Below are 25,693 nucleotides of genomic sequence, written 5' to 3' on the forward strand. Positions count from 1 at the left end.
GAACCCCCTCGCGCAAAACGCGCAAAACTGTTCGCGATGTCCTCGCACACCTGTTCGCGATGTCCCCAGTCCAAACACCCTTGTGGGAGAAGGAAAGAGCGCATCTACTTCGGCCGCTTCAGTTTCTTGCGCTCCTTCTCCACCTCGGCGCGGCAGTAGCAGCCTTCGAGGTGGTCGTTGACCAGGCCCATCGCCTGCATGAAGGCGTAGACCGTGGTCGGGCCGACAAAGCTCCAGCCGCGCTTCTTCAGTTCCTTCGATATCCTGACCGACACCGCCGTCGTCGGATTGGCGCGCAGATGCGCCAGGTCGACGATTTCGGGGCGCTCCTGCGGACCCGGCTCGAACTTCCAGAACCAGGCGGCCAGGGAACCGAACTCGTCGGCCATCTCGCGGGCGCGTTTTGCGTTGTTGATGGTCGAAACGATCTTGCCGCGATGGCGGATGATGCCGGCATTGCCAAGCAGGCGCTCGACATCCGCGTCGGTGAACGACGCCACCTTATCGAAATCGAAGCCGGCGAAGGCCTCGCGGAAATTCTCGCGCTTGCGCAGGATGGTCAGCCACGACAGGCCCGACTGAAAACCTTCCAGGCAGATCTTTTCGAACAGCCGGCGATCATCCGTTACCGGCCGGCCCCATTCATGGTCGTGATAGTGGAGATAGTCCGGCAGGTTGCCGTGCCAGAAGCAGCGCGCCTTGCCGTCGGGGCCGTCGAGAATACCGGCATTTTCAGTCGCCATCGCTCGCAAATCCATTCGTTAATGCGCTTCAGCGCCGTTTTACCGTGGCTTTACCAGATTCCTGAACCGGCCGGTAACCACACCAAAAGGTTTACTGACAAAGCGGCATTTTACGCATTCCGATTCATGTTTTGCTTGCCGCTCCGCGCCAAGGATCGCGAAACCGAGGGCGCCCTCTCCGCCCCGGATCAGTTCGATCAAGGTGCGTTCCGATGAAGACAGCGTTTTGTTCCCTGCTAGGTGCCGCGGCGATCCTGGCCGCCGGCGCCACGACCTCCCTTGCCAATGACCGTTACACCGACCGGCCGCCGGTGATGGTGAGCCCCGACCTTTCGGCGCCCTGGGTGCTGCAGCTTGGCCATGCGCCGGGCATCGTGCGCCCGACCCCGCAGGCAACGCAGCAGCCGCTGCGCCGTCTGTTCCAGGCCCAGCCCGACCGGCAGAGGACGGCGGCCGTCCAGCAGCCGGCCAAGCGCATGGTGATGCGGCCGCAGATCAACCCGGTCTACCTGCCGCAGGAAGTCGCCTATGACGGCCCGGCGAAACCCGGCACCATCGTCATCGACACCCACCAGAATTTCCTCTTCCTGGTCGAGAAGAACGGCAAGGCGCGGCGCTACGGCGTCGGCACCGGCAAGCCGGGCTTCGAATGGTCGGGCACGCACAAGATCACCAACAAGCGGGAGTGGCCGGATTGGCGCCCGCCGGCGGAGATGATCAAGCGCGAGGCGGCCAAGGGCCGCTATCTGCCGACCTACCTGGCCGGCGGCATGGAAAACCCGCTCGGCGCGCGCGCGCTCTATCTCGGCACCACCGAATACCGCATCCACGGCACCAACCAGCCCTGGACGATAGGCGGCGCGGTGTCCTCCGGCTGCATCCGCATGCGCAACGAGGATGTCGTCGACCTTTACGAACGCGTGAATGTCGGAACCACGGTCGAGGTGATATAGTCGCAGCGAATCAGCTGGTTAGACGGCGCAGCAAATTTAGTCTCAAGCTGTTGCCGCCAAGTCATAGTGCGATCCTGCGGGATGTGCTTAAACCGGTAACCGGTGTCGGAGTTTACGGGGGACGGGCCGTGTGGGGATACGGCCGGTCACGAAAAGGGCAGCGCGGGCAACCGCGCTGCCCTTTTCACTTTGAGCTTCTTTTGATGCATGGCGCGGCAAGTCGCCCCGAAGGCACCAGGTTTCGCTTTCGGGGCTGATTTCCCGGCGATCCTCTGCTATTGCACCGCACAAAATCTCAGTTGTTACGCAATTCCGGACAGAAAGCCGCTCCCGCGCCTGTTCCCGAATTGCTCCAGAAGGCAAAAGGTGCCAGCCATGACCCGGACCGACGACAGCCGCTACCTGAAAGGCGGGCCGGTCGCCCAGCGCATCATCGCCTCGGTGCGCGAGGATGCAGCGATCGCCACGGCCGAAGGCTTTCCGCCGAAGCTGGTCTCGATCACCGTCGGCGATACCGCGGCGGTCGACGTCTATGTGCGTAACCAGCGCGCCAAGGCGGCCCTTGCCGGCATCGGCTTCGAGGAGCGGCGCTTCGCCGCCGACATCACCGCCGGTGAACTGGAAGCGGCGATCCACGGCCTCAACGCCGATCCGCGCGTCACCGGCATCATCATCCAGCGGCCGGTGCCGGCGCATATCCCGATCAAGACGCTGCAGGGCGCCGTGCATCCGCTGAAGGACGTCGAAGGCATGCATCCGGCCTCGATCGGCAACATCGTCTACAACCAGCTCGACCTGGCGCCCTGCACGGCGGCGGCTTCGGTCGAACTGCTGAAGGAGACCGGGCTCGAGCTCAAGGGGCTCGAGGTGGTGGTCGTCGGCCATTCCGAGATCGTCGGCAAGCCGATCGCCTTTCTGTTGATGAGCGAAGGCGCGACGGTGACGGTGTGCCACCACATGACGCGCTCGCTGGCTGCCCATGCGCGGCGCGCCGACGCGCTGTTCGTCGCCGTGGGCAAGCCGCGGCTGATCAAGGCGGACATGGTGAAGCCGGGAGCTGCCGTCATCGATATCGGCATCAATTCCGAGGTCGGACCGGACGGCGAAACCCGCATCGTCGGCGACGTCGACACCGACAGCGTCAAGGAAGTGGCATCCTGGATCACGCCGGTGCCCGGCGGCGTCGGCCCGCTCACGGTCGCGATCCTTTTGCGCAACACCATGGTGGCGCTCAACCGCCAGCGCGCGCTCTACCGCGCGACCTATGGCGTGCCGGACCAGCTCGCGGCGGAGTAGGCCGGCACACACCCTCACCCAGCCTCCGCTTCGCTCGGCTGACCTCTCCCCGAGGGGAGAGGAGATTGTCGACGCCGGCGCAAACCTCTTCTCCCCGCCGGGGAGAAGGTGGCCGCGAAGCGGCCGGATGAGGGGGCGCCGGCGACGAGGATCACTCTGCCGCCACAAGCCCTCGCTCGGAAACACCCTCAGGCTTCGGGCCGCCATAGGCCCAGTCGAGCAGCTTGATCGTGTGCACCACCGGCAGCCTGGCGGCGGACGCGATCTGGGTGATGCAGCCGATATTGCCGGTGGCGACAACCGAGGCGCCTGTCGCCTCGATGTTCTTCACCTTGCGGTCGCGCAGCTTGGCCGAGATGTCGGGCTGCAGGATGTTATAGGTGCCGGCCGAGCCGCAGCACAGATGACCCTCGCGCGGCTCGCGGACGACGAAGCCGGCCTTGGCGAGAAGCTCCTTCGGCTGGCGGGTGATCTTCTGTCCATGCTGCATCGAGCAGGCAGAGTGATAGGCGACGATCGTGCCCGGCTTGCGCGCCGGCTCGGGCAGGTCGAGAGCGGCGAGATACTCGGTGACGTCCTTGGCCAGCGCCGAGACATGCGCGGCCTTTTCGGCATAGGCCGGATCGAGGCGCAGCATGAAGCCGTAATCCTTGATCGTCGTGCCGCAGCCGGAGGCGGTGATGATGATGGCGTCCAACCCGCCCTGGTCAATGGCGCGCGTCCAGGCGTCGACATTCTGCCTTGCCGAGGCAAGTGCCGCCGCCTCGCGGCCCATGTGATGGACGAGCGCGCCGCAGCAGCCCTCGCCTTCCGGCACCATGACCTCGACGCCCAGCCTGGTCAGCAGCGAGATGGTGGTGTCATTGATGGCAGGATCGAGCACCGATTGCGCGCAGCCGGTGAGGATCGCGACGCGGCCACGCTTCGCGCCCTGCCCGGCATGTGTGCCTGGTTTCGCCATTGGCGATGCCGACGGGATCGCGGACGGCGCAAGCTTCAGCATGGCGGCGACCGGCTTCAGCGCCGGCAGCTTCTCGAACAGGCCGATGAACGGCCGGCCAAGCCCGGCGAGCTTCAGCGCGGCGCGGAAGCGACGCGGGTAAGGCAGCACGGCAGCCAGCATGGCGCGCGTCAGCCGGTCGAGCAGCGGGCGCTTGTAGGTCTCCTGGATATGGGCACGGGCGTGGTCGACCAGATGCATGTAGTTCACGCCCGAGGGACAGGTCGTCATGCAGGCCAGGCAGGACAGGCAGCGGTCGATATGGGTGACGATCTCCTTGTCCGCCGGCCGGCCGTTCTCCAACATGTCCTTGATGAGGTAGATGCGGCCGCGCGGCGAATCCAACTCATTGCCGAGAGTGACATAGGTCGGGCAGGTGGCGGTGCAGAAGCCGCAATGCACGCATTTGCGCAGGATCTTTTCCGATTCCGCGACGTGCGGATCGGCGAGTTGCGCGGCTGAGAAATTGGTCTGCATCTCTTTTAAGTCCTACGCCATGCGGCCGGGATTGAGGATGGCCTTCGGATCGAACTCGGCCTTGAGCCGCGCCGACAGCGCCGCCAGATGCGACGGCTGCGGCTCGAAAACCGGCAGCGCCGCGCGATGCGAGGGCGAGACGCGCACCAGCGTCGCGTGACCGCCGCCATGCTTACGGATCAGCCCGCGCAGCAAATCAGCCTCCGGATCGTCCTCACGCATCGACAGCCACACCAGCCCGCCCTGCCAGTCGTAGAAGGCATCGACCGCAACCTGCATGCGCAGCGCCATCACCATGTGATGCGCCTGCGACGGCGCCATCGACACGCGCCAGACCGGCCGCGCGCCGCCATCGGCGAAAGGCAAACAATCGCGAATGTCGCGCCAGATGGTCTTCGACGCCTCACCGGCGATCTCTTCGAGCGGACCAGCCTTGCCGAGCAGCTTTCGCAGCGCCTCGATACGATAGACGACCGACGGGCCAAAACCCTCGACGCGCAGCAGCGTGGCGGCGTCGCTGCCATGCTTGCCGCCTGCGACCTTCGCAGCGATGCGCTCCGGCAGATGCGCGGCGCTCGACGCTTCGGCGCTGGAGCCGAGCGCCAGCGCCATGGCGGCGACCGCGGCATCGTCGAGCAGGCCACGGATGGCCAGGGTCACTTCCGTCTCTGCCGCGGGCAGAACCTTGAAGGTGACGTCGGTCAGCACGGCGAGCGTGCCCCAGCTGTTGGCCATCAGCTTGGAAAGATCATAGCCGGTGACGTTCTTGACGACGCGCCCGCCCGACTTGAAAGCCTCGCCACGACCCGAGATGGCGGCGACGCCAAGGATGTGGTCACGCGCGGCACCCGCCTTGAGACGGCGCGGGCCGGACAGGTTCGTGGCGAGCACGCCACCGATGGTGCCGTTCTTGCTCCCTTGGCCCGGCTCGCCGCTGAGCAGCGGGCCGTAATCCATAGGCTCGAAGGCGAATTGCTGGCCGTTCTCGGTCAGCAATTGCTCGATCTCGACGAGCGGCGTGCCTGCCTTGGCCGACAGCACCAACTCGGCGGGCTCGTAGAGGGTGACGCCGGTGAGGCGCGAGAGGTCGAGCGTGTGCTCGGTCTGCAGCGGACGGCCGATGCCGCGCTTGGAGCCGTGGCCGAGGAGCTCAAGGGGTGTTTCTTCCGCCGCTGCCCATTGGACGGTGGAGAGGGTTTCGGCGGAAGAGGATGGGGTGAAGGTGGTCATGGGCGGTGAGCGCCTTTTCTCGCCCCCGCGAAGCAGGGGAGAAGAGATAGGTCGCGTTCCTTCACACCCCTCTCTGTCCTGCCGGACATCTCCCCCGCAAGGGGGGAGATTGGATGTCGCCGAGGCTTTCGCCAACCTCCAGCGTTGGCGGGAAAGCGAGGCGCCGAAGCTGCTAACCTCCCCCCTTGCGGGGGAGATGTCCGGCAGGACAGAGGGGGGTGCTCAAGCGCCAACATTGCCACTCAAAACCTCGGAATATCCGGAAACGCCACCTGTCCCCGATGCACATGCATCCTTCCCAGCTCCGCACACCGGCGCAATTGCGGAAAAACCTTGCCGGGGTTGAGCAGGTGGTTGGGATCGAAGGCGCATTTGACGCGCATCTGCTGATCGAGGTCGATCTGGTTGAACATTTCCGGCATCAGGTCGCGCTTCTCGACGCCGACGCCGTGCTCGCCGGTCAGAACGCCGCCGACCTCGACGCAAAGCCGTAATATGTCGGCGCCGAAGCTTTCGGCCTTGTCGAGCTCGCCCGGCACGTTGGCGTCGTAGAGGATCAGCGGGTGCAGGTTGCCGTCGCCGGCATGGAAGACATTGGCGACGCCGAGGCCGTATTTCTCGGAAAGATCGCGCATGCCGGCGAGCACGCGCGGCAGTTCCTTGCGCGGGATGGTGCCGTCCATGCAGTAATAGTCCGGCGAGATGCGGCCGACCGCCGGAAAGGCGGCCTTGCGTCCGGCCCAGAAGCTCAGCCGCTCCTGCTCCGACTGCGAGATGCGGCAGGTGGTCGAGCCGTTCCTATAGGCGATCGCCTCGACGAGGCCGATCAGGTGGTCGACCTCGACGCCCGGACCGTCGAGCTCGACGATGAGCAGCGCCTCGACATCGAGCGGATAGCCGGCATGGACGAAATCCTCCGCGGCGTGGATCGCCGGGCGGTCCATCATCTCCATGCCGCCGGGAATGATGCCGGCGCCGATGATGTCGGCGACGCATTGGCCGCCCTCTTCGCTGGTCGGAAAGCCGATCAGCAGAGCGCGCGCCGTCTCGGGTTTCTTCAGGATGCGCACGGTGACCTCGGTGACGACGCCGAGCAGGCCTTCGGAGCCGGTCATCACGCCGAGCAAATCGTAGCCTTCCTGGTCGAGATGGCTGCCGCCGAGGCGCACCACCTCGCCATTCATCAGCACCATCTCGATGCCCAGCACATTGTTGGCGGTGAGCCCGTATTTCAGGCAATGCACGCCGCCGGAATTCTCCGCGACATTGCCGCCGATCGAGCAGGCGATCTGGGAGGATGGATCGGGGGCGTAATAAAAGCCCTCCTGCTCGACGGCGGTGGTGATGCCGAGATTGGTGACGCCGGGCTGGGCAACGACGATGCGGTTCGGATAGTCGATCGCCAGAATGCGGTTGAAGCGGCTCATGACCAGGAGCACCGCATCCTCGAGCGGCAGCGCGCCGCCCGAGAGCGAAGTGCCGGAGCCGCGCGGCACGACGCGGATGTTGCGCTCGTTGCAGTATTTCAGCACGCGCGAGACCTGAGCCACCGTTTCCGGCAGCACCACCACCAGCGGCAATTGCCGGTAGGCGGTCAGGCCGTCGCTCTCGAAGGCACGCATCTCATTGGCCGCGTCGACGACCCCCTCGCCCGGCACGATGATGCGCATGTCGGCGACGATCTCGGCGCGCCGGCGCATCGTCTCGGCATCTGGCTTGGGCATGGCTAGGCCGGACATCGGGCATCTCGCTTGACTGGTCAAAATCTTTTACCAGCCTGGCGGTTTTGTTGCAAATGCTGCTTCGGTCAGATGCGCCGGTGAGCGTAATGCCAAGCTTCCGCAGCGGCAATCTGCCGCTGGCGCTCGAATCTCCCCCCTTCAGGGGGAGATGGCCGCGAAGCGGTCAGAGGGGGTCGTCTAACGTAGATCGCCGACTCCGCCTGGCGTAAAGGAAGGCGCTGGAGCTTCACGCGCAGCGACCCCCTCTGTCGCCTTCGGCGACATCTCCCCCTCGAGGGGGGAGATTACTCGCCCGGATGCTTCGCCGGCTCGGAATGCATCTTCCGCACCCGGCGCACGCCCCACCATACAAGCAGGATGGCGACCGGGACGGACGCGGCGGTGACGACTTCGGGCGCGAAAGCGTGACCGAAGATCGAGGCGCCCTTGGCGACATAGCCGATCAGGCCCACGACATAATAGGACACGGCGGCCACGGACAGCCCTTCGACGGTCTGCTGCAGGCGCAGTTGCAGCCGGGCGCGGTTGTTCATCGAGGCGAGCAGGTCGCGGTTCTGCTTCTCGACCTCGACGTCGACCCAGGTGCGCAGAAGCGTGGTGGCGCGGGTGAGTTTGCGCGAGAGGTTGGCCTGGCGCTCCTCGACCGAGCGGCAGGTGCGCATGGCCGGAGCCATGCGCCGCAAGAGGAAGCCCGCCCAGGTGTCAAACCCCTGCACCGGCTCTTCATCCAGTGCTTCGAGCCTTTCGGTGACGATGCCGTCATAGGCGCGGCTGGCGCCGAAGCGATAGAGGCTGGATGCGGCGTCTGCCTCGAGCTCGGCGGCGAGTTCGGTGAGGTCGGCGAGCAGCGTCTGGCTGTCGCGGGTTTCGACCGCCTTCATTTCCAGCGTGGTCTGCGCCAGGCGGTCCTCGATGCGACGGGCGCGGCCGGAAAGCGTCAACGCCATCGGCAGGCCGAGCATGGCCAGCGTGCGATAGGTCTCGATGTCGATCAGCCGCTGCGACAGAGCGCCGGTGCTGGCCGGCGTCAGGCCGCGATCGAGCACCAGCATACGGGTCAGACCGTCGCCGTCCTGGCGGAAATCGGTGATGATGGCGGCGGCGCCCCGCTCGACCAGCGAATAGCACAGGCTGGTCGGATCGAAGCCAGCGACCAGCTTTTCGCTCGCCAGCGTCCATTTGCGGATTTCGAGGCGGATGCCGGAAATCACCGTGCCCGGCGGCGAGAAGCCATTGCCGAAGGGCGAATCCTCCTGCCCTCGGCCGTTTTCGGCCAGCGGGCCTTCCCACAGATAGGTCGAGAATTCCGTATGCCGTTCCCAGCGCAGCGTGCCCTTGCCCCACTTCATGGCATGATGGCGCGCGTAGCGCTCGGGCGCGGCAATGCCCAGCCGCCGCGACAGTTCCGAGAGCACGGCATGGTCGACCGCGGCGCCGCCCTCGGTCATGAAGGAAAGCTGGATCAGCACCCGCGGCTTGTCGATCAACGGATGCGGGCGGGCATGGACCTCGCCCAGCGCGCCAGGTCGCCCTTCATGCGCCGGGAAGCCCATGACACTGCCTTGGGCGCGCGGCTGGAATTCGAGCTTGGACGTCTCGTCCGACACGGCTGGTCCCCTTGATTTCGACCCATCGTGCAATCCGGTCGTCTTGCGGCAATCGGCGGGACGCGTAAACAGCAAATATTGGCGTCCGGCGGCGATGACGCGCGGCAGGCAATGCCCCCGGACTGGGCTAATTGGATAAATAATTTGACCAGTTGGCGAGGGACGCTTTAATCTGGGTTACTTCCATCCCGTTTCTCCAGGCGTCCCTTTGAGCGACATTTTCTCCAGGATCGAGCATTCGCGCACCGCCGACGAGGTGGTGCAGCAGATCGAGAGCCTGATCCTCGAAGGCGTGCTGCGCACCGGCGACCGGCTGCCCGGCGAACGCGAGCTCGCACGCCAGTTCGACGTGTCGCGGCCGATCCTGCGCGATGCGCTGAAGGCGCTGGAAGGCCGGGGACTGCTGACGACCAAGGCTGGCGGCGGCACGCATGTCGCCGACGTCATCGGGCAACTCTTCACCAAGCCGGTGACAGACCTGATCTCCACGCACCGCAAGGCGGTGACCGACTATCTGGAATACCGGCGCGAGATCGAGGCGGTGGCGGCCGAATATGCGGCGCGACGGGCGACGCCGGAGGATCTGGCCCTGCTCGACCGCATCATGGCGCGCATGGACGAAGCGCACCGTACAGGCGATTTCGACGACGAGGCGGAAATCGACGTCGAGTTCCATCATGCGGTGTGCGAATGCGCGCACAACATCATCCTCCTGCATACACTGCGTTCCTGCTATCGGCTGCTGTCGGAGGGCGTCTTCCAGAACAGGCTTCTGGTGTTCAGCGTGCCCGGCGCGCGCGAGGCGCTGATCGAGCAGCACCAGGCGATCCACGCGGCGATCAAGGCGGCCGACCCGATCGCGGCGCGCAAGGCTGCGATGGACCACATCACCTATGTCGAACGCTCGATGGCGGAAGCCGAGCGCAGCGGCGACTGGCAGCGCGTGTCCAGGCTGCGCCTCAGACAACGCTCGGACGACATCGAACCCACACGCAAACGCTCCTAGCCATCAGCGGGAAACCCATCATGAGCGAAATCCTCACCATCGCCGACCTCAAGGACCTGGCACGCCGCAGGGTGCCGAAGATGTTCTTCGACTACGCCGATTCCGGCGCCTGGACGGAGAGCACCTACCGCGCCAACGAAGAGGATTTCGGCAAGATCAAGTTCCGCCAGCGCGTGCTGGTCGACATGAGCAACCGCTCGCTGGAATCGACCATGATCGGCGAGAAGGTGGCGATGCCGGTGGCGCTCGCGCCGACCGGGCTGACCGGCATGCAGCATGCCGACGGCGAGATGCTGGCGGCGCGGGCGGCGGAAGAGTTCGGCGTGCCGTTCACGCTGTCCACCATGAGCATCTGCTCGATCGAAGATGTCGCCTCGGCGACCAAAAAGCCGTTCTGGTTCCAGCTCTATGTGCTGCGCGACAAGGATTTCGTGCTCAACCTCATCGACCGCGCCAAGGCGGCGAAATGCTCGGCGCTGGTGCTGACGCTCGACCTGCAGATCCTGGGCCAACGCCACAAGGACCTGCGCAACGGCCTTTCGGCGCCGCCCAAGATGACGCTTGCCAACATCGTCAACCTGGCGCTGAAGCCGCGCTGGTGCCTGGGGATCGCCGGCACGCCGCGCCGCACCTTCCGCAACATCGTCGGCCACGCCAAGGGCGTCGGCGACGTCTCTTCGCTGTCATCCTGGACGACGGAGCAGTTCGATCCGCAGCTGTCGTGGAAGGATGTCGCCTGGATCAAGGAGCGCTGGGGCGGCAAGCTGATCCTGAAAGGCATCCTCGACAAGGAGGACGCGCTGATGGCGGCGAAGACCGGAGCGGACGCGATCGTGGTCTCCAACCATGGCGGGCGTCAGCTCGACGGCGCCGCCTCGTCGATCTCGGTGCTGGAAGAAATCGCCGATGCCGTCGGCGACAGGATCGAGGTGCATATGGATGGCGGCATCCGCTCCGGCCAGGACGTGCTCAAGGCGCTCTGCCTCGGCGCCAAGGGCACCTATATCGGCAGGCCGTTCCTCTATGGCCTCGGCGCGATGGGCAAGGACGGCGTCACCAAGGCGCTCGAAATCATCCGCAAGGAAATGGACATCACGCTGGCGCTCTGCGGCAAGCGCCTCGTGACCGACATGGGCAAGGAGCAGTTGCGCCGCTAGGGGCTTGTTCACCTGCCTGCGCTAGCTTCGCCCGATATCCCGCACGGGGGAAGAGACTCGCCTTGACCGAAACCGGCATCCATTATCTCGACGCAAGCGGGCCGGAAGGCATGCGGCTTTACGCTATCGGCGATGTGCATGGGCGCCATGACCTGCTCGCCGCCATGCACCGGCGTATCGAGAGCGAACTGGAATATGCGCCTGGGTCCGACTGGCGCATCATCCATCTCGGCGACTATGTCGACCGCGGTCCCGATTCAAAAAGCGTCATCGACTTCCTGATCGAGGCGCAGAAACGCGATCCGCGCAACGTCATGCTCGCCGGCAACCACGACATCGGCATGCTCGAATTCCTTGCCAACGGCGAGCCGGACGGCCTGTTCATGAATTATGGCGGCGTCCAGACGGCGCAGTCCTATGGCGTGGATCTTCTGCGCGACGGCCACTGGTTCGGCAAGGCGGACGCGGCCGCCCGCGGACATATGGCCCTGGTGAAAGCGGTGCCGCGCAGCCATGTCGATTTCCTGCAATCGCTGGCTTTTTCGGTCAGTTTCGGCGACTTCTTCTTCTGCCATGCCGGGATCAGGCCGGGCGTGCCGCTCGACCGTCAGAGCCGGCAGGACCTGATCTGGATCCGTGACGCCTTCCACGACTATCCGGGGCTGTTTTCAAAGGTGATCGTGCATGGGCACACGCCCGTTGCCGAAGCGGACGTGAGGGCCAACCGCGTCAATGTCGACACGCTCGCCTGGAAATCCGGAACGCTGAGCGCGCTCGCCGTCAATGGCGGCGACAAACGCATCCTGACCGTCCAGGGCAAAGCGCTTTAGGCGCGCCCGGCGCAGGCCTGTTCCGATTTTTGATTGGGTTTAGTCCAGCGAGGCGGTGACGCCGTAGCCGTCGACGGCCCGGTGATTGGTCGCTGCGTCGGCGGCATAAATGCCCAGGCCGCAGAGCACGATGGCAGACAGCATGACAAAAGACAGGAGAGCTGCTTTCACGGACGTCATCTCTGGTTAAGCTTTCTGCATCTGGGCACGAGGCGGTTACCAATGCGTTGAAACGATAAAATGCGTCTCAATGTTTCGACGATTTCGCGCTTCTAAGCAGATTCTGTATCGCCGGTGTGTCGGCTAGATCACACAAAAGGTTCATGGTGGTTGCACCGACGATACAAGGCGCGCCCTCTTAGGCGAGCGGCCGGACACAAACCAAGGATGAAGAGCGTTTTCCCCAGGCGGAAACGAAGAGGCGTGCCAAATATGCCACGCTGTGCTCGGTTGGCCGGGTAATTAGATGGTCGCCACCCAGGCGCGCGCAATCGCCAGCCCGGCGGCGTCGGCGTCGGCGCCATTGCGGGCGAGCTCGTCGTCGAGGCGGTCGTTCCAGTCGGGATGGCGCGCGGCGATCGTCGCTGCGAAGGACGTGCTCCAGTCGCGCACCATCGGCGTATCCGCCTCGAAATGGAACTGGAAGCCATAGACGGCTCGGCCGAGGCGGAAGGCCTGGTTTTCGGCGACCGCGCTGCCGGCCAGCCGCACGGCCTTTTCCGGCAGGCCGAACGTGTCGTCATGCCATTCGAAGATCGGGAATTTCTCGGGCAGCGCCGCCAGGACCGCGTCCGATTTGGCGGCCGGCGTCAGCGACACCTTGTGCCAGCCGAACTCGGTGGCGCCGCCGATCTGGTTGGTGCCGCCGAAGGCCCGCGCCAGGAGCTGGCTGCCAAGGCATATGCCGAGAACCGAGCGATCCTTGTCGGCGAAATCGCGCGTCAGGTCGAGCAAATGGGGGAAGTAGGGGCAGATTTGATCGTCGAGCGCATTCTGGGCGCCGCCCAGCATGACCATGGCGTCGTGCCCGCTGCTGTCCTGCGGCAGCGCTTCGCCGTTGTAGGGCTTGCGCAGATCGATGTCCGCGCCGGCTTCCACCAGGGCAGCACCGATCTGGCCGAGGCCCTCATTGTCGAAATTCTGGACGACCAAAACCCGCATCGAAACCCTGCTGACATGAAAATGCTGGGTCGAGCGATATCATGCGGCCCGTGTTTCAGCCAAGATGCGCAGCGGAGAGAAAGCTATGCCACTGCAGAACCGGGTCGACCCCTTCGGCGCCATCCATGCCGTGCCGGAACGCGGCCTGTTTACCGGCAATCGCGGCATCATCCATGATCCGGAGACCAGGACGCTGCTGAGGAAGCGCTGGGCCTTGCCGGCCTGGATCATCTGCGTGTGCCAGTTCCGCAATGTGCGGCGCGAGCCGATGGGCCGCAACCGGCCAGGAGGAAAAGCCGGCTGGACCGAGCTGTTCTTCCTCGACGAGGTGACGGCATTGGCTGCGGGCCATCGGCCCTGCTTCTTCTGCCAGCGCGAACATGCGACCGATTTCGTCGGCCGCTTCGGTTTGGCTTTTGGCTTCGATGAGCCGCGCGCGCCGATGGTCGACAAGCGGCTGCACAAGGAACGGATGGCTTCGGGCGGACAGCCGCCCCTCGTCACCGTGCCGGAGCTTGGCGGCCTGCCCGATGGCACGGTGATCGCGCAAGGCGACGTTGCCTATGCGCTGCGTGCCGGCACGGCACGCAAATGGTCATTCGCGGGCTATGCAGATCCCATTGCCTTCGATCGCCTTGCCGACTGGCCGATGCGCCTGCTGACGCCGGCGACCACCATTGCGGTGCTGCGGCAAGGCTTTGCGCCGGTCTGGCATCCAAGCGCCGATACTTGACGCCGCCGATTGCCTCGCCCATTGCTCGGTGATGCGTGCCAACTACAAAATGCAGCGGCTGTTTGTGCCGGACGATCTGGGCACAGGTGTCGAATTCGACGCCGGACAGCAGCAGAGCCATTATCTCGCCCATGTGCTGCGGCTCGCCGAAGGCGCCGAAATTCTGCTTTTCAACGGCCGCGACGGCGAATGGTCGGCTGCGATCGCCGCGAAGTCCAAGAAGGCGGTCAAGCTGAAAGTGCTGGAGCTGCAGCGGCCGCAGCCGCCACTGCCCGACCTCGTCTATTGCTTCGCGCCACTGAAGCAGGGCCGGCTCGATTACCTTGTGCAGAAGGCGGTCGAGATGGGCGCCGGCATCCTGCAGCCGATCATCACCCAGCACACGCAAGTGGCAAAGCCCGGCATCGACCGGCTGCGCGCCAATGTCGTCGAGGCGGCCGAGCAATGCGGCATCCTGGCGGTGCCGGAAGTGCGCGAGGCGGAGAAGCTGGAACGGCTGCTTGCCAATTGGGACGAGGAGCGGCGGCTGATCTTCTGCGACGAGGATGCCTCGACCAACAATCCGCTGCCGGCCTTGCAAGCGGTCAAAGAGAAGAAACTTGCGCTTCTGGTGGGTCCGGAAGGCGGGTTCTCCGAGGACGAGCGCAAGATGCTGAGGGCCTTGCCTTTCGTCACCGCGATCCCGCTCGGACCCCGCATCCTGCGCGCCGACACGGCGGCGGTGGCCGCACTTGCCGCGATCCAGGCGACGATCGGCGACTGGTGATCAAATCCTGTTGAGCCTGGCTCAGGATTTTTTGCTTGATCGGCTGCCGGCATTTCGTCCATCTAGCGCCGGCGGCCGTCCGGCCACTGCAGCACCGCACCTCCTTTTCGTGGAGCAAAGGGCGCTGTAAAATTTAAAGTCTTGCGCAGGACGTCCAACGGAAATCGGTGCCGGTTTTCGGAGATCATGCGCACGGAGGGGCTAGATGGCGCGCGACACAACCGATACCCAGCCCATAGAAGGCATCGACGAACTGGTGGGCTATCTGGCCGCCGGCAACAAGCCGCGCGAAAAATGGCGCATCGGCACCGAGCACGAGAAATTCCCCTTCTATGTCGACGGCAACGCGCCTGTACCCTATGGCGGCGAGCGCGGCATCCGCGCCATCCTCGAGGGCATGCAGGAAAAGCTCGGCTGGGATCCGATCATGGATGCGGGCCGCATCATCGGCCTTGTCGAGCCGACCGGCCAGGGCGCGATCTCGCTGGAGCCAGGCGGCCAGTTCGAGCTTTCCGGAGCGCCGCTGGAGTCGATCCACCAGACCTGCCGCGAGGGCAACGCCCATCTGGCGCAGGTGCGCGAGATCGCCGAGCCTATGGGGATCCGCTTCCTCGGCCTCGGCGGCAGCCCGAAATGGTCGCTGGCCGACACGCCGAAAATGCCGAAGTCGCGCTACGAGATCATGACGCGCTACATGCCGAAGGTCGGCACCAAGGGCCTCGACATGATGTACCGCACCTGCACGATCCAGGTGAATCTCGACTTCGAGAGCGAGGTCGACATGCGCCGCAAGATGCAGGTGTCGCTGAAGCTGCAGCCGCTGTCGACGGCGCTGTTTGCCAACTCGCCCTTCACCGAGAGCCGGCCGAACGGGCTGCAGAGCTGGCGCGGCGACATCTGGCGCGACACCGACAACCAGCGCTCCGGCATGCTCGAATTCTGCTTCTCGCCCGATTTCGGCTTTGCCGACTACGTCGAATGGGCGCTCGACGTGCCGATGTATTTCGTCATCCGCGACGGCCACTATCACGACATGACCCGCTACACGTTCCGTGAGTTCATGGCGGGCGCGGCCCGCAATGATATCCCTGACGGCCTGCCGACGATGGGCGACTGGGCAAATCATCTCTCGACGCTGTTCCCCGATGTGCGGCTGAAGCGTTTCCTGGAAATGCGCGGCGCCGACGGCGGGCCGTGGCGGCGCATCTGCGCCCTGCCCGCCTTCTGGGTCGGGCTGCTCTATGACGAGCAGGCGCTGGACGCCGCCGAGGCGCTGACCGCGAGCTGGACCTACGAGGAAGCGCTGGCGATGCGCAACGCCGTGCCGGAGCTGGGCATTGGCGCGCCGTTCCGCAACGCCACCTTGCGCGACATCGCCCGCGACGTGCTCGCCATCTCGCGCACGGGCCTGAAGAACCGGGCCAGGAAGAACCGCGACGGCTATGACGAGACGTCCTTCCTCAACACGCTCGACGAGGTGGTGGCGCGCGGCACCACCAGCGCCGAGGAGATGCTTTCGGCCTACCACACGCGCTGGGGTGGCTCGATCGAGCCGGTGTTCATGGAATATGCCTATTAACCGTCCGGGGTTCCGCGTGACGGTGGCGCGACGAAAGCCGCTTCAATCAGGAATGGAAACGAACTAGGTTTCTTCCACGAGGATGTTCTCGGAGGAGATGCCAATGCCTTCCTTGTTCGACATATTCGCCCAAGCCCAGAACGGCGCCGGCATGCAGGCGCTGGCCCAGCAGTACGGGCTCTCGATGCAGCAGACCCAGGCCGCGGTCCAGGCGCTGCTGCCCGCCTTCTCGCAGGGGCTGCAGCGCAACACCGCCGACCCTTACGGGATGGGCGCATTCATGACGGCGATGGCGAGCGGCCAGCACGCCAAGTATTTCGAGGACGCTACCAGAGCCTTTTCGCCGCAAGGCATCAATGAGGGCAACGGCATTCTCGGCCATCTGTTCGGCTCGAAGGATCTGTCGCGCGCCGTGGCGAGCCAGGCCGCGCAGGCGACGGGACTGAGCCAGCAGGTGCTGCAACAGATGCTGCCGGCCATGGCTTCGATGATGATGGGCGGGCTGCTCAAGCAGACCAACAGCCAGATGCAGGCCGCCGGCGGTTTCGGCGGCGGCAACAATCCGCTCGGTGAGATCATCGAGGAGATGATGCGGCAAAGCGGCGTCGCGCCGACCCCGCAGCGACGCCAGGCGCCGCAGCCGGCGCCCAGTCCCTATGGCGAGAACCCGCTCGGCAAAGTGCTGCAGGACATGTTCGGCGGCGGCGCTCCGCAGCCGCAGCCGCAAAGCCAGCCCCGGCAGGCCCCCAATCCTTACGGTGAAAATCCCCTCGGCAAGGTGCTGCAGGATATGTTCGGCGGCGGCGCTCCGCAGCAGCCCCAGCAGACTCAACCGCAACAGACGCAGAGCCCCTATGGCGACAACCCGCTCGGCAAGATCTTCGAGGAGATGTTGCGCCAGGGCGGCGGGGGTTTCGGCCTGCCTGGCGGGCAGCCGGCGCCGCAGCCGCAACAGCGCCAGCCGCAGCAGAGCGCGCCGCAACAGCCGCAGACCAATCCGAGCGGCCGTCCGCGAAACCCGTTCGACGATATCTTCGGCAAGATGTTCGAGACCGGCGCGCAGCAGCGCGACGAGTATGAGAAGAACGTCGGCACGATCTTCGACCAGTTCAAGCGCGACATGGACCGGCGGTAGGTTTTTCACCGATCCAAGGTGTGTCGAGATTCAGGTCAGGCCGAGTCGAAAACGGCGGATTCCGAGAACCGGAGCGGAGCGTACTTGAGTACGTGAGCACCGGAAGCCGCCGTTTGCAGGCCGGCCTCACCTGAATGGCGGCACAGCTTAAAAAAATGCCCGGTCCTGGAGGAGGAACCGGGCAATGTGCAGGCTGGCCGGCGGGGAACCGGCAGGGAGTGTGGGAGCCTGCATGAAACTTGGTCGCGCCGGGTCCTAAAAAGGTTCAAACGCGACCGGAAATCCAGACAAGCCGACCGTTCAGGCGACCTGACGAGCGAGGTCCTCGATCGTGTCGGCGCGCTCGCTGGCGATCGCGCGCAGCTTCACCGTCGGATCGCGGCCGAACGGCACGGCCACGGCGACATGGAGGTCGGCGCGGGTCAGGCCGATATCGGCAAGCTCGGCGTCCGACATCTCGCCCAGGCGATAGAAGGCGCGGCGATTTTTCCAGGCGACATAGGCGTTGGCGAGAGCATTGAGCACGCGCGTCGCAACGGCCGGACGCGTGGTGATGCGCGGGGTCTCGGAAGCGAATTCAATCGTGGTCATGTCAGTCTCTCCTTCCAGGAGTCGAGCGGACGAAACCAGGCAATCGGCGCCTTGGGAGAAGCGCCGTTCCGGTCTCGATACACTTAAAGTGATGCATGTCGTCGCCCCAAAATTGGGGGCCACTTTTGGGCGACATGCAGTGCCTCATGTGGACAATGCCAATTTGCCATCGCGCGATTGATTAATCCAACGAATGTTTTTAATCTCTAGCATCAACATCAATGATGGGTTGGACCGATGAAAGCGCCGCTTGACCTCGATCAGTTACAGACCTTCATCTCGATCGCCGATACAGGAAGCTTCACCCGCGCGGCCGAGGAGGTGCACCGCACGCAGTCGGCCGTGTCGATGCAGATGCGCCGGCTGGAGGAGCGGATCGGCAAGCCGCTGTTCGAGAAGGACGGCCGCACCAACAAGCTGACCGAGGAGGGCGACAGGCTGCTTTCCTATGCGCGGCGGCTGATCTACCTCAACCGCGAGACCTTGGCCGCCTTCGACGACCAGCGGCTCGAAGGCACGATCCGCATCGGCACGCCGGACGATTACGCCGACCGCTTCCTGCCGGAGATCATGGCGCGCTTCTCGCGCTCCAACCCGCGCGTCGAGCTGACGGTCGTCTGCGAGCCGACGCCCGGGCTGGTCGAGCACATCAAGCGGGGCAATCTCGACCTGGCGCTGGTGACGCATAACGACACGCGCGGCCAGTCGGAGGTGGTGCGGCGCGAGCCGCTTTTGTGGGTGACCTCGGCCAACCACGCCACGCATGAACAGGAAACCCTGCCGATGGCGTTCGGCCGGCCGAACTGCATCTGGCGCCGCGCCGCGGTCGACGTGCTCGACCGGCAAAAGCGCGACTACCGCATCCTGTTTTCGAGCTTTTCGGCTACCGTCATAACCGCCGCCGTGCTTTCGGGCCTGGCTGTCTCGGTGCTGCCGGAATGCGCGCTTCGGCCCGGCATGCGCGTGCTCGGCGAGGCCGACGGCTTCGGCCAGTTGCCGGACTGCCGTATCGGCATCATGCGCGGCCAGACCTCGCAGCCGGAGATCGTCGATGCTTTGGCCCGCCACATCGCGGAAAGTCTCGACAACATCTCGGTGCCGATCAGCGAAGAGGCGGGAAGCTTCGACTTCGCCGCGCTCGCCTTTGCCAAGATGAAGCGGGTCAAGGCGAACCAGATCATGCCTGGGTGGTAGCAGTCAGGCGCGGACAGCGGAACGTTCCCGGTCGGCTGACGAAAGGCCCGGCAGTGCAAGCAATTGGCCGGGCTCCAGCGGCGGCGACAGCAGATAACCCTGCAACTGGTGGCAGCCCATGCCGACCAGCAAGGCCTTTTGCGTGTCGGTCTCGACGCCTTCGGCGGTCACCTCGACCTTAAGCGCCAGCGCCAGCTCGATCAGCGTCTTGGCGATTGCGCGGGCGCTTTGGTCCTCATCGAGCAGACGCACGAAAGAGCGGTCGATCTTCAACTTGTCGATCGCCTGGCGGCGCAGATAACTCAGCGAGGAATAGCCGGTGCCGAAATCGTCGAGCACGATGCGCACGCCGGACTGGCGCAGCGCGGCAATCACGGTGCCGATCGTGTCATTGTGCTCGAGCAGCACGCTTTCGGTGGTCTCGAGCTGCAGGCGGGACGGGTCGAGCCCAGTTTCTCTCAGGATTTCGGCGACCTCTTCGGCAAAGCCGATATCACGCAGCTGCATCGGCGAGATGTTGACGGCGATCCAAGGCAATTCGGTCCCGACGGCGAAGCGGCAAGCTTCGCTGAGCACCCATTTGCCGAGCTCACCGATGAGGCCGCGCTCTTCGGCAATCGCGATGAATTGCGCCGCGGGCAAGGCGCCATGCACTTCATGCCCCCAGCGGATCAGCGCTTCGGCCCCCAGTATCGCGCGGCCGTCGGCGGCGAAAACCGGCTGATAGGCGAGCTTTATGCCACCTTCGCCCTCAAGCGCCTTGCGGAGTTCGGATTCGACCTTGCGCTTGCGCAACAACAGATCATCCATGTCGCCGGCGAACACCTCGTAGCGGCCACGACCGTTCTTCTTGGCCTCGTAAAGCGCGATGTCGGCCTTGCGCAGCAGGTCGTCCGCGTCGATGTCCGATCCGGACGACAGCGCGATGCCGACGCTCGCGCTCACGAAGACCTGGTCGTCGATCAGCCGGAACGGCTCGCGCAACTTCAAGAGCAACCTTTCGGCGATGTCCTCGGCGCTGCCGACATCGGGAACGTCGAGCAGGATGATGGCGAACTCGTCGCCGCCGAGCCGGGCGACGGTGTCGACTTCACGGATCGTGTGCTTGAGCCGCGCCGCCGTCTGGCGCACGAGCTCGTCGCCGGCCGGATGGCCGAGCGTGTCGTTGACATGCTTGAAACGATCGAGGTCGAGGTAAAGCAGCGCCACGCGTGTCTTGTCCTGGCCGGCGAACAGCAACGTGCGCCGTAGGCGGTCATCGAACAGCGCCCGGTTGGGCAGGCCGGTGAGCATGTCGTGGAAGGCGAGATATTGCGCCTCGTCCTGACTTGTCTGCAACGCGGCCGAGGCGCGACGCAACCTGCGCAACAGGAACACCAGCACGCCGCCCGCCAGGAGCAGCGCGATCGCCAGGGCCGGCGCGATCTTGCGCACCAAAGCAAGGCCGGGCCGCAATTGATCCCAGCCGATATAGCCGAGGATGACGCCGCGCGAATCGACCAGCGGCACCGCGGCCAGGCCGGCCGGCTCGGACAGCGGCACTAGGCGCGCGCCCTCGAGCAGATATTTTCCGGCGAGCTTGCCGATCACGGCGTCGTTGATGAATTCGACCGAGACATGCAGGTATTCGGTGCTCGGCGCCTGGGTAACCCTGTCCGAGCTCGGCACCAGCGGCATGACGCTCAATATCGCCGGCTTGCCGTCGAGCGACACCAGGTCCTCGGCAGCCAACCTCACGGGCTGGCCGGACATGTCGGCTTTGGGCGGTCGCGCGAGCATGCCGCGCAGTTTTTCGATGGTGGGGAGAAGGGCGGGCTGATCCTGGCTATAAGCGGACGGGTCGGCCACCTTGCCTTCGCGCATGACGTGGATCGGATGGTTGGCGCTATCGAGAATGTAGACCCGGTTATGGCCGTAATAGGTGTACATCCAGACGCTGAGATTGTCGGCCATCCAGGCTTGGTTGCCGGCCTTTGCGTTGACGACGGAATCGTCCCAGACCGAAACGCTTTCCTGCTCCCGCTCAACAGCCGCGATCTGGTCCTGCAGGCCATCGGCGATGAACATCTTCTGCCGTTCGAGCGAGGCGTTATCGGCCTGGCCGGCGGCGTAGAAGCCGAAGCCGACGACGATGGCCAAAGCGAAAGCGGCGAGCGTCAGCACGGTCAGCGTGACCTGACGCGTCAACGGGCTGCTGTCGTGGCGTGCGCTCATCACGTCCCTGGCCTGCTCTCCTGCTGCCAGTCAAAGCAAATCGGGTTTAAGATCGCGTTATAATATTAGCGCCGTTTCTCCGTGCTTGACGCGCGCCGATAAGCGCTCCCCAATCGCCACATGAGTGAAACAGCAACCGAATCACGCAGCAACGCCACCGAATACACGGTGAGCGAGATTTCCGGCGCGCTGAAGCGCACTGTCGAGGACGCCTTCGGCAATGTGCGGGTGCGTGGCGAGATTTCCGGCTATCGCGGCCCCCATTCGTCCGGCCACGCCTATTTCGCGTTGAAGGACGACCGCGCTCGGATCGATGCCGTGGTCTGGAAGACCACCATGGCGCGGCTGAAGTTCCGCCCCGAGGAAGGCATGGAGGTGATCGCCAGCGGCAAGCTGACGACCTATCCCGGGAAATCCAACTACCAGATCGTCATCGACAATCTGGAGCCGGCAGGCGCCGGCGCGCTGATGGCGCTGCTGGAAGAGCGCAAGCGCCGGCTCCAGGCCGAAGGCCTGTTCGACGCCGGCCGCAAGCGGCGGCTGCCGTTCATGCCCAAAGTCATCGGCGTCGTCACCTCGCCGACCGGCTCGGTGATCCGCGACATCATCCACCGCATCAAGGACCGGTTTCCGCTTCATGTGCTGGTCTGGCCGGTGAGGGTCCAGGGCGACACGACGGCAAGGGAGGTCACCGCAGCCGTCAACGGCTTCAACGCGTTGACAGGGGACGGTCCCATCCCCCAGCCCGATCTGTTGATCGTGGCGCGCGGCGGCGGCAGCCTCGAGGACCTCTGGGGCTTCAACGACGAAGGGCTGGCGCGCGCCATTGCTGCGTCCGGCATTCCCGTGATCTCGGCCGTCGGCCACGAGACCGATACGACGCTGATCGACTTCGTTTCCGACATGCGCGCGCCGACGCCGACGGGCGCGGCCGAGATCGCCGTGCCGGTCAGGGCGGATCTGGAGGCAACCTTGGCCAGCCTCGGCGCGCGGCTCAACGCCTGCGCCTCGCGGCACCTGGAGCGCAAGCGTCAGGCGGTGCGCGCCGCGGCACGCGCGCTCCCCTCGCCCGACCAGTTGCTGGCGCTGCCGCGCCGCCGTTTCGACGACGCGACCAGCCGCCTCGGCCGCGGGCTGACGGTGAATATTGAGCGCAAGCGAGCGACGCTGGAGCGGCAAAGGCTGACGCCGGCGACCCTGTCGCTGCGCCTCAACGAAGCGCGCACGCTGACCGGCCGCGACATTGCCCGGGCGCGAGCCGCGTTCTTCGCCATCGTGCGCGAACGGCGCGCGCGCTTCCAGCGCACATCGACACGCCTGTCGCCGGCGCCGATCGCCAGGCGGCAGAAGCTGCAGTCCGACGCGCTGGCCGGACTGTCGCGCAGGCAGGACCAGGCGCTGGCACGGCGGCTCGACCGGCTGCGCGCGGCGCTGACCCAAGCGGACCGGCTGCTTTCGACGCTGTCGCACAAGGCCGTGCTGGCGCGCGGCTTCGCGCTGGTCAAGGACGCCGACGGCGCCGTCGTCAAGCGGGTCGCGGAGCTTGCGCCGGGCGCGGCGCTGCAGCTTGAATTCGCCGACGGCAATGCCGAAGCCATCGCCACCAGCGGCGGGGCGCGGCCGAAGCTGGCCGCGAAATCGCCCGCTAAGGCCAAGGAGCCGGGCAATCAGGGCTCATTGTTCTGAGGTTTGCATGGGCAGCCACGATCCGCATCTTATCACCCCGTCGGGCAAGCCGCGCCTGCGCTCGTTCGGCATCGCGCTCGACGGCACGCCCGGCCGTTTCAACGCCATCACCGATGTGCCGGGCGTGTCGGTGGGCTACACGACGCTGATTTCCGGCGAGGGTCCGCTGCAGGTCGGCAACGGCCCGGTACGCACCGGCGTCACCGCGATCCTGCCGAGGCCGACCGCCGATCTCGCGACGCCGGTATTCGCCGGCGTGTTCAGCCAGAACGGCAATGGCGAGTTGACGGGAACGCATATCATCGAGGAAACCGGTGCCTTCAACTTGCCGGTCACCATCACCAACACGCATTCCTGCGGCGTCACCCGCGACGGCACGCTGCGCTGGATGCACAAGGTGCTGCCAGGCGCGCTCGATACAGGCTGGGGCCTGCCGGTGGCGGCCGAGACCTATGACGGCTTTCTCAACGACATCAACGGCCACCATGTCGGCTTCGAGCATGTCGCCTCAGCGCTCGACAGCGCCAGCCGCGGGGCCATCGACGAAGGCAGCGTCGGCGGCGGCACCGGCATGATCACCTTCGGCTTCAAGGCCGGATCGGGCACCGCCTCGCGCATCGTCGAATGGCAGGACAGGCGTTATACGCTGGGTGTTTTCGTGCAGTCCAATTTCGGCCAACGGCGCAATTTCACCATTCGTGGCCGGCGCATCGGGCCGGAGCTTGCCGACCCGGCGATCCGCGAGGCGACGGCGCGCGCCGAAAAGGGTTCGATCATTGCCATCGTCGCCACCGACGCGCCGTTCCTGCCGCATCAAATGAAGCGGCTCGCCAGGCGCGTGCCGCTCGGCATCGCCATGACCGGCGGCTATGGCTACCACAGTTCGGGCGACATTTTTCTTGCCTTCTCGACCGCCAATCCGGAGGCCGCCCAGGCGGCTTCCGGCCGCATCGCCCGCGCTGAGTTCATCCCGGACGTCGACATCGACCCGTTCTTCGACGCGGTCGTGCAAGGCGTCGAAGAAGCGATCCTCAACGCATTGGTGGCGAATGAGGATATGACCGGACGCGGCGGCAATTTCGTGCCGGCGCTGCCGAAGGAATGGCTGAAGGAAAAATTTGGATAGAACGCCGGCGGCCTGTGGCAGGCGGGTATTTATTCCGCCGGCTTGTCGGGCTTCGCTTCGCTGGTGCCCTCTTCGGCGGCTTCCTCGAGGCGCGACGCGATCAGTTCCTGGATATCGCCGACCTCTTCCTGGATGTCCTCAAGCAGAATGCCCGCCTCGGCGGCCTTGGCGCAGCACTCCCTGGCGAGGGTCTCGGCCTGCTCGATCTTGATCGGCGAGTGCTGGCATTGGACTTTCTCGCCAATCCATCCGCGCAAGAACTCGATCGCATGTTCACTCATACTGCTTCTTCCCTGGCGGCAAAGCCGGTTGGTAGCCATGAACGTCGGCACCCCGCAAAGGATGCATGCCCCATTCGAGCCGAGTCGGCCTCGACCGGCAAGACATCTTGCCCGTGGTACGCGAAACCGAAGGAATGGAAAGGTTCGAGGTGCACGTTCAGATCGTTGAGAATGATGGGATTGTTGGCCGGGATCGACATAAGGCCGTCGTCGTTGTTTTTGTTGGCTTTTTTCTATCTTCGACAGCGCATTTGTATCACGATGGGTAGCACAGACTGTGTCACAGCTTTCCGGTCAACGCTGCCTCGGCCCGCGCCGAAGCAGGCGCTATATAGTGGCATCCTCATGCAATGTCGACTCGGGGTCCTTCATCGGGGCGACTACCTCCCCAGAAGATTGCGCTCGACGGTCCTCAGATGCGTCAGCATGGCGTTGCTGGCGCCCTCGGAGTCGCGTGCCAGCAATGCATCCAGGACGACCTGGTGCTCGCTGCAATAGGTGGCGCGGCGCTCCTCCGAGAAGGAACGCTTCTTCATCTCGAACCACGGCCGCTGATTGCGCAGGATGCGCATGAGATTGTGGATCTCCTTGAGGAAGTCGTTGCGCGAACATGCGAAGATGCGGTGATGGAATTCCGCGTCCCAGTGCTCGAACGTCGGCATGTCCTGGGACGCGCAGGCGATCTTGTGCGCCTCGCGCACCGCGTTCAGTTCGCCGGCGCTGGCATTGGTCGCGGCGAAGGATGCCGCCGCCGGCTCCAGCAACTGCCTGATCTCCATCATGTCAGCCGGGCTGGTCCCTTCCATGCGCGCGACGGTCGCGGCCATGGAAGCGGGATTGGCTGCCGTCAAAAAGGTCCCACGACCCACATGTCGCACGACCGTGCCGTCATCCTCGAGCAGGCCGACGGCGCGACGCACCGTGTTGCGCGCCACGCCGAACTCGCTCGCCAGGTCACGCTCGGGCGGCATACGGCCGTTTTCCATCCATTCGCCCAGCGAAATCCGTTTCTTCAAGGCGATGGCGATGTCGTTTGCAACCAGCTTGGGCATGTTTGGCAGCGTTTATCTGATCCAATAATGAACCATTCATAGCAGCTTTTCGTGCGCCCGTCCATCATGCTAGCCTGCAAATGGGTCCGCATTTACATGACTGCGAGCGGTGGAACTATTTCATACAGCCAATT

24 protein-coding genes are annotated in these 25,693 nt (G+C 64.9%); 12 read left to right on the plus strand and 12 right to left on the minus strand.

Annotated features, from left to right (window positions below; genetic code table 11):
- Nucleotides 1-104 precede the first annotated feature (104 nt).
- A complete protein-coding gene (locus FJ471_RS05670) occupies nucleotides 105-743 on the minus strand; it encodes a DNA-3-methyladenine glycosylase I (protein WP_140802178.1) in 639 nt (212 codons plus the stop codon).
- A gap of 212 nt (nucleotides 744-955) precedes the next feature.
- Between FJ471_RS05670 and FJ471_RS05675 the strand changes: the two genes are divergently transcribed.
- Nucleotides 956-1,696 carry a L,D-transpeptidase gene (locus FJ471_RS05675; protein WP_140802179.1) on the plus strand — a complete coding sequence of 247 codons (741 nt, stop codon included), beginning with the start codon at nucleotides 956-958 and terminating at the stop codon, nucleotides 1,694-1,696.
- 375 nt (nucleotides 1,697-2,071) lie between these two features.
- A complete protein-coding gene (locus tag FJ471_RS05680; protein ID WP_140802180.1) occupies nucleotides 2,072-2,992 on the plus strand; it encodes a bifunctional 5,10-methylenetetrahydrofolate dehydrogenase/5,10-methenyltetrahydrofolate cyclohydrolase in 921 nt (306 codons plus the stop codon).
- Nucleotides 2,993-3,143: 151 nt separating this feature from the next.
- Here the strand turns inward: FJ471_RS05680 and glcF are convergent, their stop codons facing one another.
- From glcF to FJ471_RS05705, 4 genes are all read right to left on the minus strand, one after another.
- A complete protein-coding gene (gene glcF / locus FJ471_RS05685; protein ID WP_140802181.1) occupies nucleotides 3,144-4,469 on the minus strand; it encodes a glycolate oxidase subunit GlcF in 1,326 nt (441 codons plus the stop codon).
- Nucleotides 4,470-4,481: 12 nt separating this feature from the next.
- Complete coding sequence (locus FJ471_RS05690; RefSeq protein ID WP_140802182.1) at nucleotides 4,482-5,699, minus strand: FAD-binding protein; 1,218 nt, start codon at nucleotides 5,697-5,699, stop codon at nucleotides 4,482-4,484.
- Nucleotides 5,700-5,941: 242 nt separating this feature from the next.
- On the minus strand, nucleotides 5,942-7,438 hold the full coding sequence (locus FJ471_RS05700; protein ID WP_140802183.1) for an FAD-linked oxidase C-terminal domain-containing protein: 1,497 nt from the start codon (nucleotides 7,436-7,438) through the stop codon (nucleotides 5,942-5,944).
- Nucleotides 7,439-7,725: 287 nt separating this feature from the next.
- Nucleotides 7,726-9,048: a DUF3422 family protein gene (locus tag FJ471_RS05705; RefSeq protein ID WP_140802184.1), complete on the minus strand. Its 1,323-nt coding sequence runs from the start codon at nucleotides 9,046-9,048 to the stop codon at nucleotides 7,726-7,728.
- A 208-nt stretch (nucleotides 9,049-9,256) separates the two neighbouring features.
- Between FJ471_RS05705 and FJ471_RS05710 the strand changes: the two genes are divergently transcribed.
- The 3 genes from FJ471_RS05710 (at nucleotide 9,257) to FJ471_RS05720 (ending at nucleotide 12,041) form a co-directional block, all read left to right on the plus strand.
- The gene (locus tag FJ471_RS05710) at nucleotides 9,257-10,054 is read left to right on the plus strand and encodes an FCD domain-containing protein (RefSeq protein WP_140802185.1); all 798 of its coding nucleotides are present in this window, start codon (nucleotides 9,257-9,259) and stop codon (nucleotides 10,052-10,054) included.
- 17 nt (nucleotides 10,055-10,071) lie between these two features.
- The gene (locus FJ471_RS05715; protein WP_181179187.1) at nucleotides 10,072-11,211 is read left to right on the plus strand and encodes an alpha-hydroxy acid oxidase; all 1,140 of its coding nucleotides are present in this window, start codon (nucleotides 10,072-10,074) and stop codon (nucleotides 11,209-11,211) included.
- A gap of 62 nt (nucleotides 11,212-11,273) precedes the next feature.
- The gene (locus FJ471_RS05720; protein ID WP_140802187.1) at nucleotides 11,274-12,041 is read left to right on the plus strand and encodes a metallophosphoesterase family protein; all 768 of its coding nucleotides are present in this window, start codon (nucleotides 11,274-11,276) and stop codon (nucleotides 12,039-12,041) included.
- Between the two features lie 39 nt (nucleotides 12,042-12,080).
- Here FJ471_RS05720 and FJ471_RS35515 read toward each other — a convergent pair whose 3' ends face one another.
- Both FJ471_RS35515 and FJ471_RS05730 read right to left on the minus strand, forming a co-directional pair.
- Nucleotides 12,081-12,212, minus strand: a complete 132-nt coding sequence (locus FJ471_RS35515) for a hypothetical protein (protein ID WP_263498119.1) — start codon at nucleotides 12,210-12,212, stop codon at nucleotides 12,081-12,083.
- 291 nt (nucleotides 12,213-12,503) lie between these two features.
- Nucleotides 12,504-13,202 carry a type 1 glutamine amidotransferase gene (locus FJ471_RS05730; RefSeq protein ID WP_140802188.1) on the minus strand — a complete coding sequence of 233 codons (699 nt, stop codon included), beginning with the start codon at nucleotides 13,200-13,202 and terminating at the stop codon, nucleotides 12,504-12,506.
- An 85-nt stretch (nucleotides 13,203-13,287) separates the two neighbouring features.
- Between FJ471_RS05730 and FJ471_RS05735 the strand changes: the two genes are divergently transcribed.
- From FJ471_RS05735 to FJ471_RS05750, 4 genes are all read left to right on the plus strand, one after another.
- Entirely contained in the window at nucleotides 13,288-13,935 is a 648-nt protein-coding gene (locus FJ471_RS05735) for a hypothetical protein (RefSeq protein ID WP_140802189.1), read from the plus strand.
- 31 nt (nucleotides 13,936-13,966) lie between these two features.
- Nucleotides 13,967-14,701, plus strand: a complete 735-nt coding sequence (locus FJ471_RS05740) for a 16S rRNA (uracil(1498)-N(3))-methyltransferase (protein ID WP_140802190.1) — start codon at nucleotides 13,967-13,969, stop codon at nucleotides 14,699-14,701.
- 205 nt (nucleotides 14,702-14,906) lie between these two features.
- On the plus strand, nucleotides 14,907-16,280 hold the full coding sequence (locus tag FJ471_RS05745; RefSeq protein WP_140802191.1) for a glutamate--cysteine ligase: 1,374 nt from the start codon (nucleotides 14,907-14,909) through the stop codon (nucleotides 16,278-16,280).
- A 103-nt stretch (nucleotides 16,281-16,383) separates the two neighbouring features.
- Complete coding sequence (locus FJ471_RS05750) at nucleotides 16,384-17,415, plus strand: DUF937 domain-containing protein (RefSeq protein ID WP_140802192.1); 1,032 nt, start codon at nucleotides 16,384-16,386, stop codon at nucleotides 17,413-17,415.
- Between the two features lie 300 nt (nucleotides 17,416-17,715).
- Here FJ471_RS05750 and FJ471_RS05755 read toward each other — a convergent pair whose 3' ends face one another.
- Entirely contained in the window at nucleotides 17,716-18,006 is a 291-nt protein-coding gene (locus FJ471_RS05755) for a DUF1127 domain-containing protein (RefSeq protein ID WP_041010015.1), read from the minus strand.
- A 237-nt stretch (nucleotides 18,007-18,243) separates the two neighbouring features.
- On the opposite strand from FJ471_RS05755, the gene FJ471_RS05760 reads away from it, so the two are divergent.
- Nucleotides 18,244-19,200 carry a LysR substrate-binding domain-containing protein gene (locus FJ471_RS05760; RefSeq protein WP_140802193.1) on the plus strand — a complete coding sequence of 319 codons (957 nt, stop codon included), beginning with the start codon at nucleotides 18,244-18,246 and terminating at the stop codon, nucleotides 19,198-19,200.
- 3 nt (nucleotides 19,201-19,203) lie between these two features.
- Here the strand turns inward: FJ471_RS05760 and FJ471_RS05765 are convergent, their stop codons facing one another.
- Nucleotides 19,204-21,414, minus strand: a complete 2,211-nt coding sequence (locus tag FJ471_RS05765; protein WP_140802194.1) for an EAL domain-containing protein — start codon at nucleotides 21,412-21,414, stop codon at nucleotides 19,204-19,206.
- A gap of 120 nt (nucleotides 21,415-21,534) precedes the next feature.
- Here FJ471_RS05765 and xseA point away from each other — a divergent pair, with 120 nt between their 5' ends.
- Both xseA and FJ471_RS05775 read left to right on the plus strand, forming a co-directional pair.
- A complete protein-coding gene (gene xseA, locus FJ471_RS05770; RefSeq protein ID WP_140802195.1) occupies nucleotides 21,535-23,100 on the plus strand; it encodes an exodeoxyribonuclease VII large subunit in 1,566 nt (521 codons plus the stop codon).
- Nucleotides 23,101-23,107: 7 nt separating this feature from the next.
- Nucleotides 23,108-24,226 carry a P1 family peptidase gene (locus FJ471_RS05775; RefSeq protein WP_140802196.1) on the plus strand — a complete coding sequence of 373 codons (1,119 nt, stop codon included), beginning with the start codon at nucleotides 23,108-23,110 and terminating at the stop codon, nucleotides 24,224-24,226.
- A 29-nt stretch (nucleotides 24,227-24,255) separates the two neighbouring features.
- Here FJ471_RS05775 and FJ471_RS05780 read toward each other — a convergent pair whose 3' ends face one another.
- The 3 genes from FJ471_RS05780 to FJ471_RS05790 form a co-directional block, all read right to left on the minus strand.
- A complete protein-coding gene (locus FJ471_RS05780) occupies nucleotides 24,256-24,507 on the minus strand; it encodes a DUF768 domain-containing protein (protein ID WP_140802197.1) in 252 nt (83 codons plus the stop codon).
- On the minus strand, nucleotides 24,504-24,707 hold the full coding sequence (locus FJ471_RS05785) for a hypothetical protein (RefSeq protein ID WP_140802198.1): 204 nt from the start codon (nucleotides 24,705-24,707) through the stop codon (nucleotides 24,504-24,506). The genes FJ471_RS05780 and FJ471_RS05785 overlap by 4 nt, the downstream gene beginning before the upstream one ends.
- 180 nt (nucleotides 24,708-24,887) lie before the next feature.
- The gene (locus FJ471_RS05790; RefSeq protein WP_140802199.1) at nucleotides 24,888-25,559 is read right to left on the minus strand and encodes an FCD domain-containing protein; all 672 of its coding nucleotides are present in this window, start codon (nucleotides 25,557-25,559) and stop codon (nucleotides 24,888-24,890) included.
- Nucleotides 25,560-25,693: the final 134 nt, after the last annotated feature.

Source organism: Mesorhizobium sp. B2-7-1, from assembly GCF_006440735.1.
Taxonomy (GTDB): Bacteria; Pseudomonadota; Alphaproteobacteria; order Rhizobiales; family Rhizobiaceae; genus Mesorhizobium.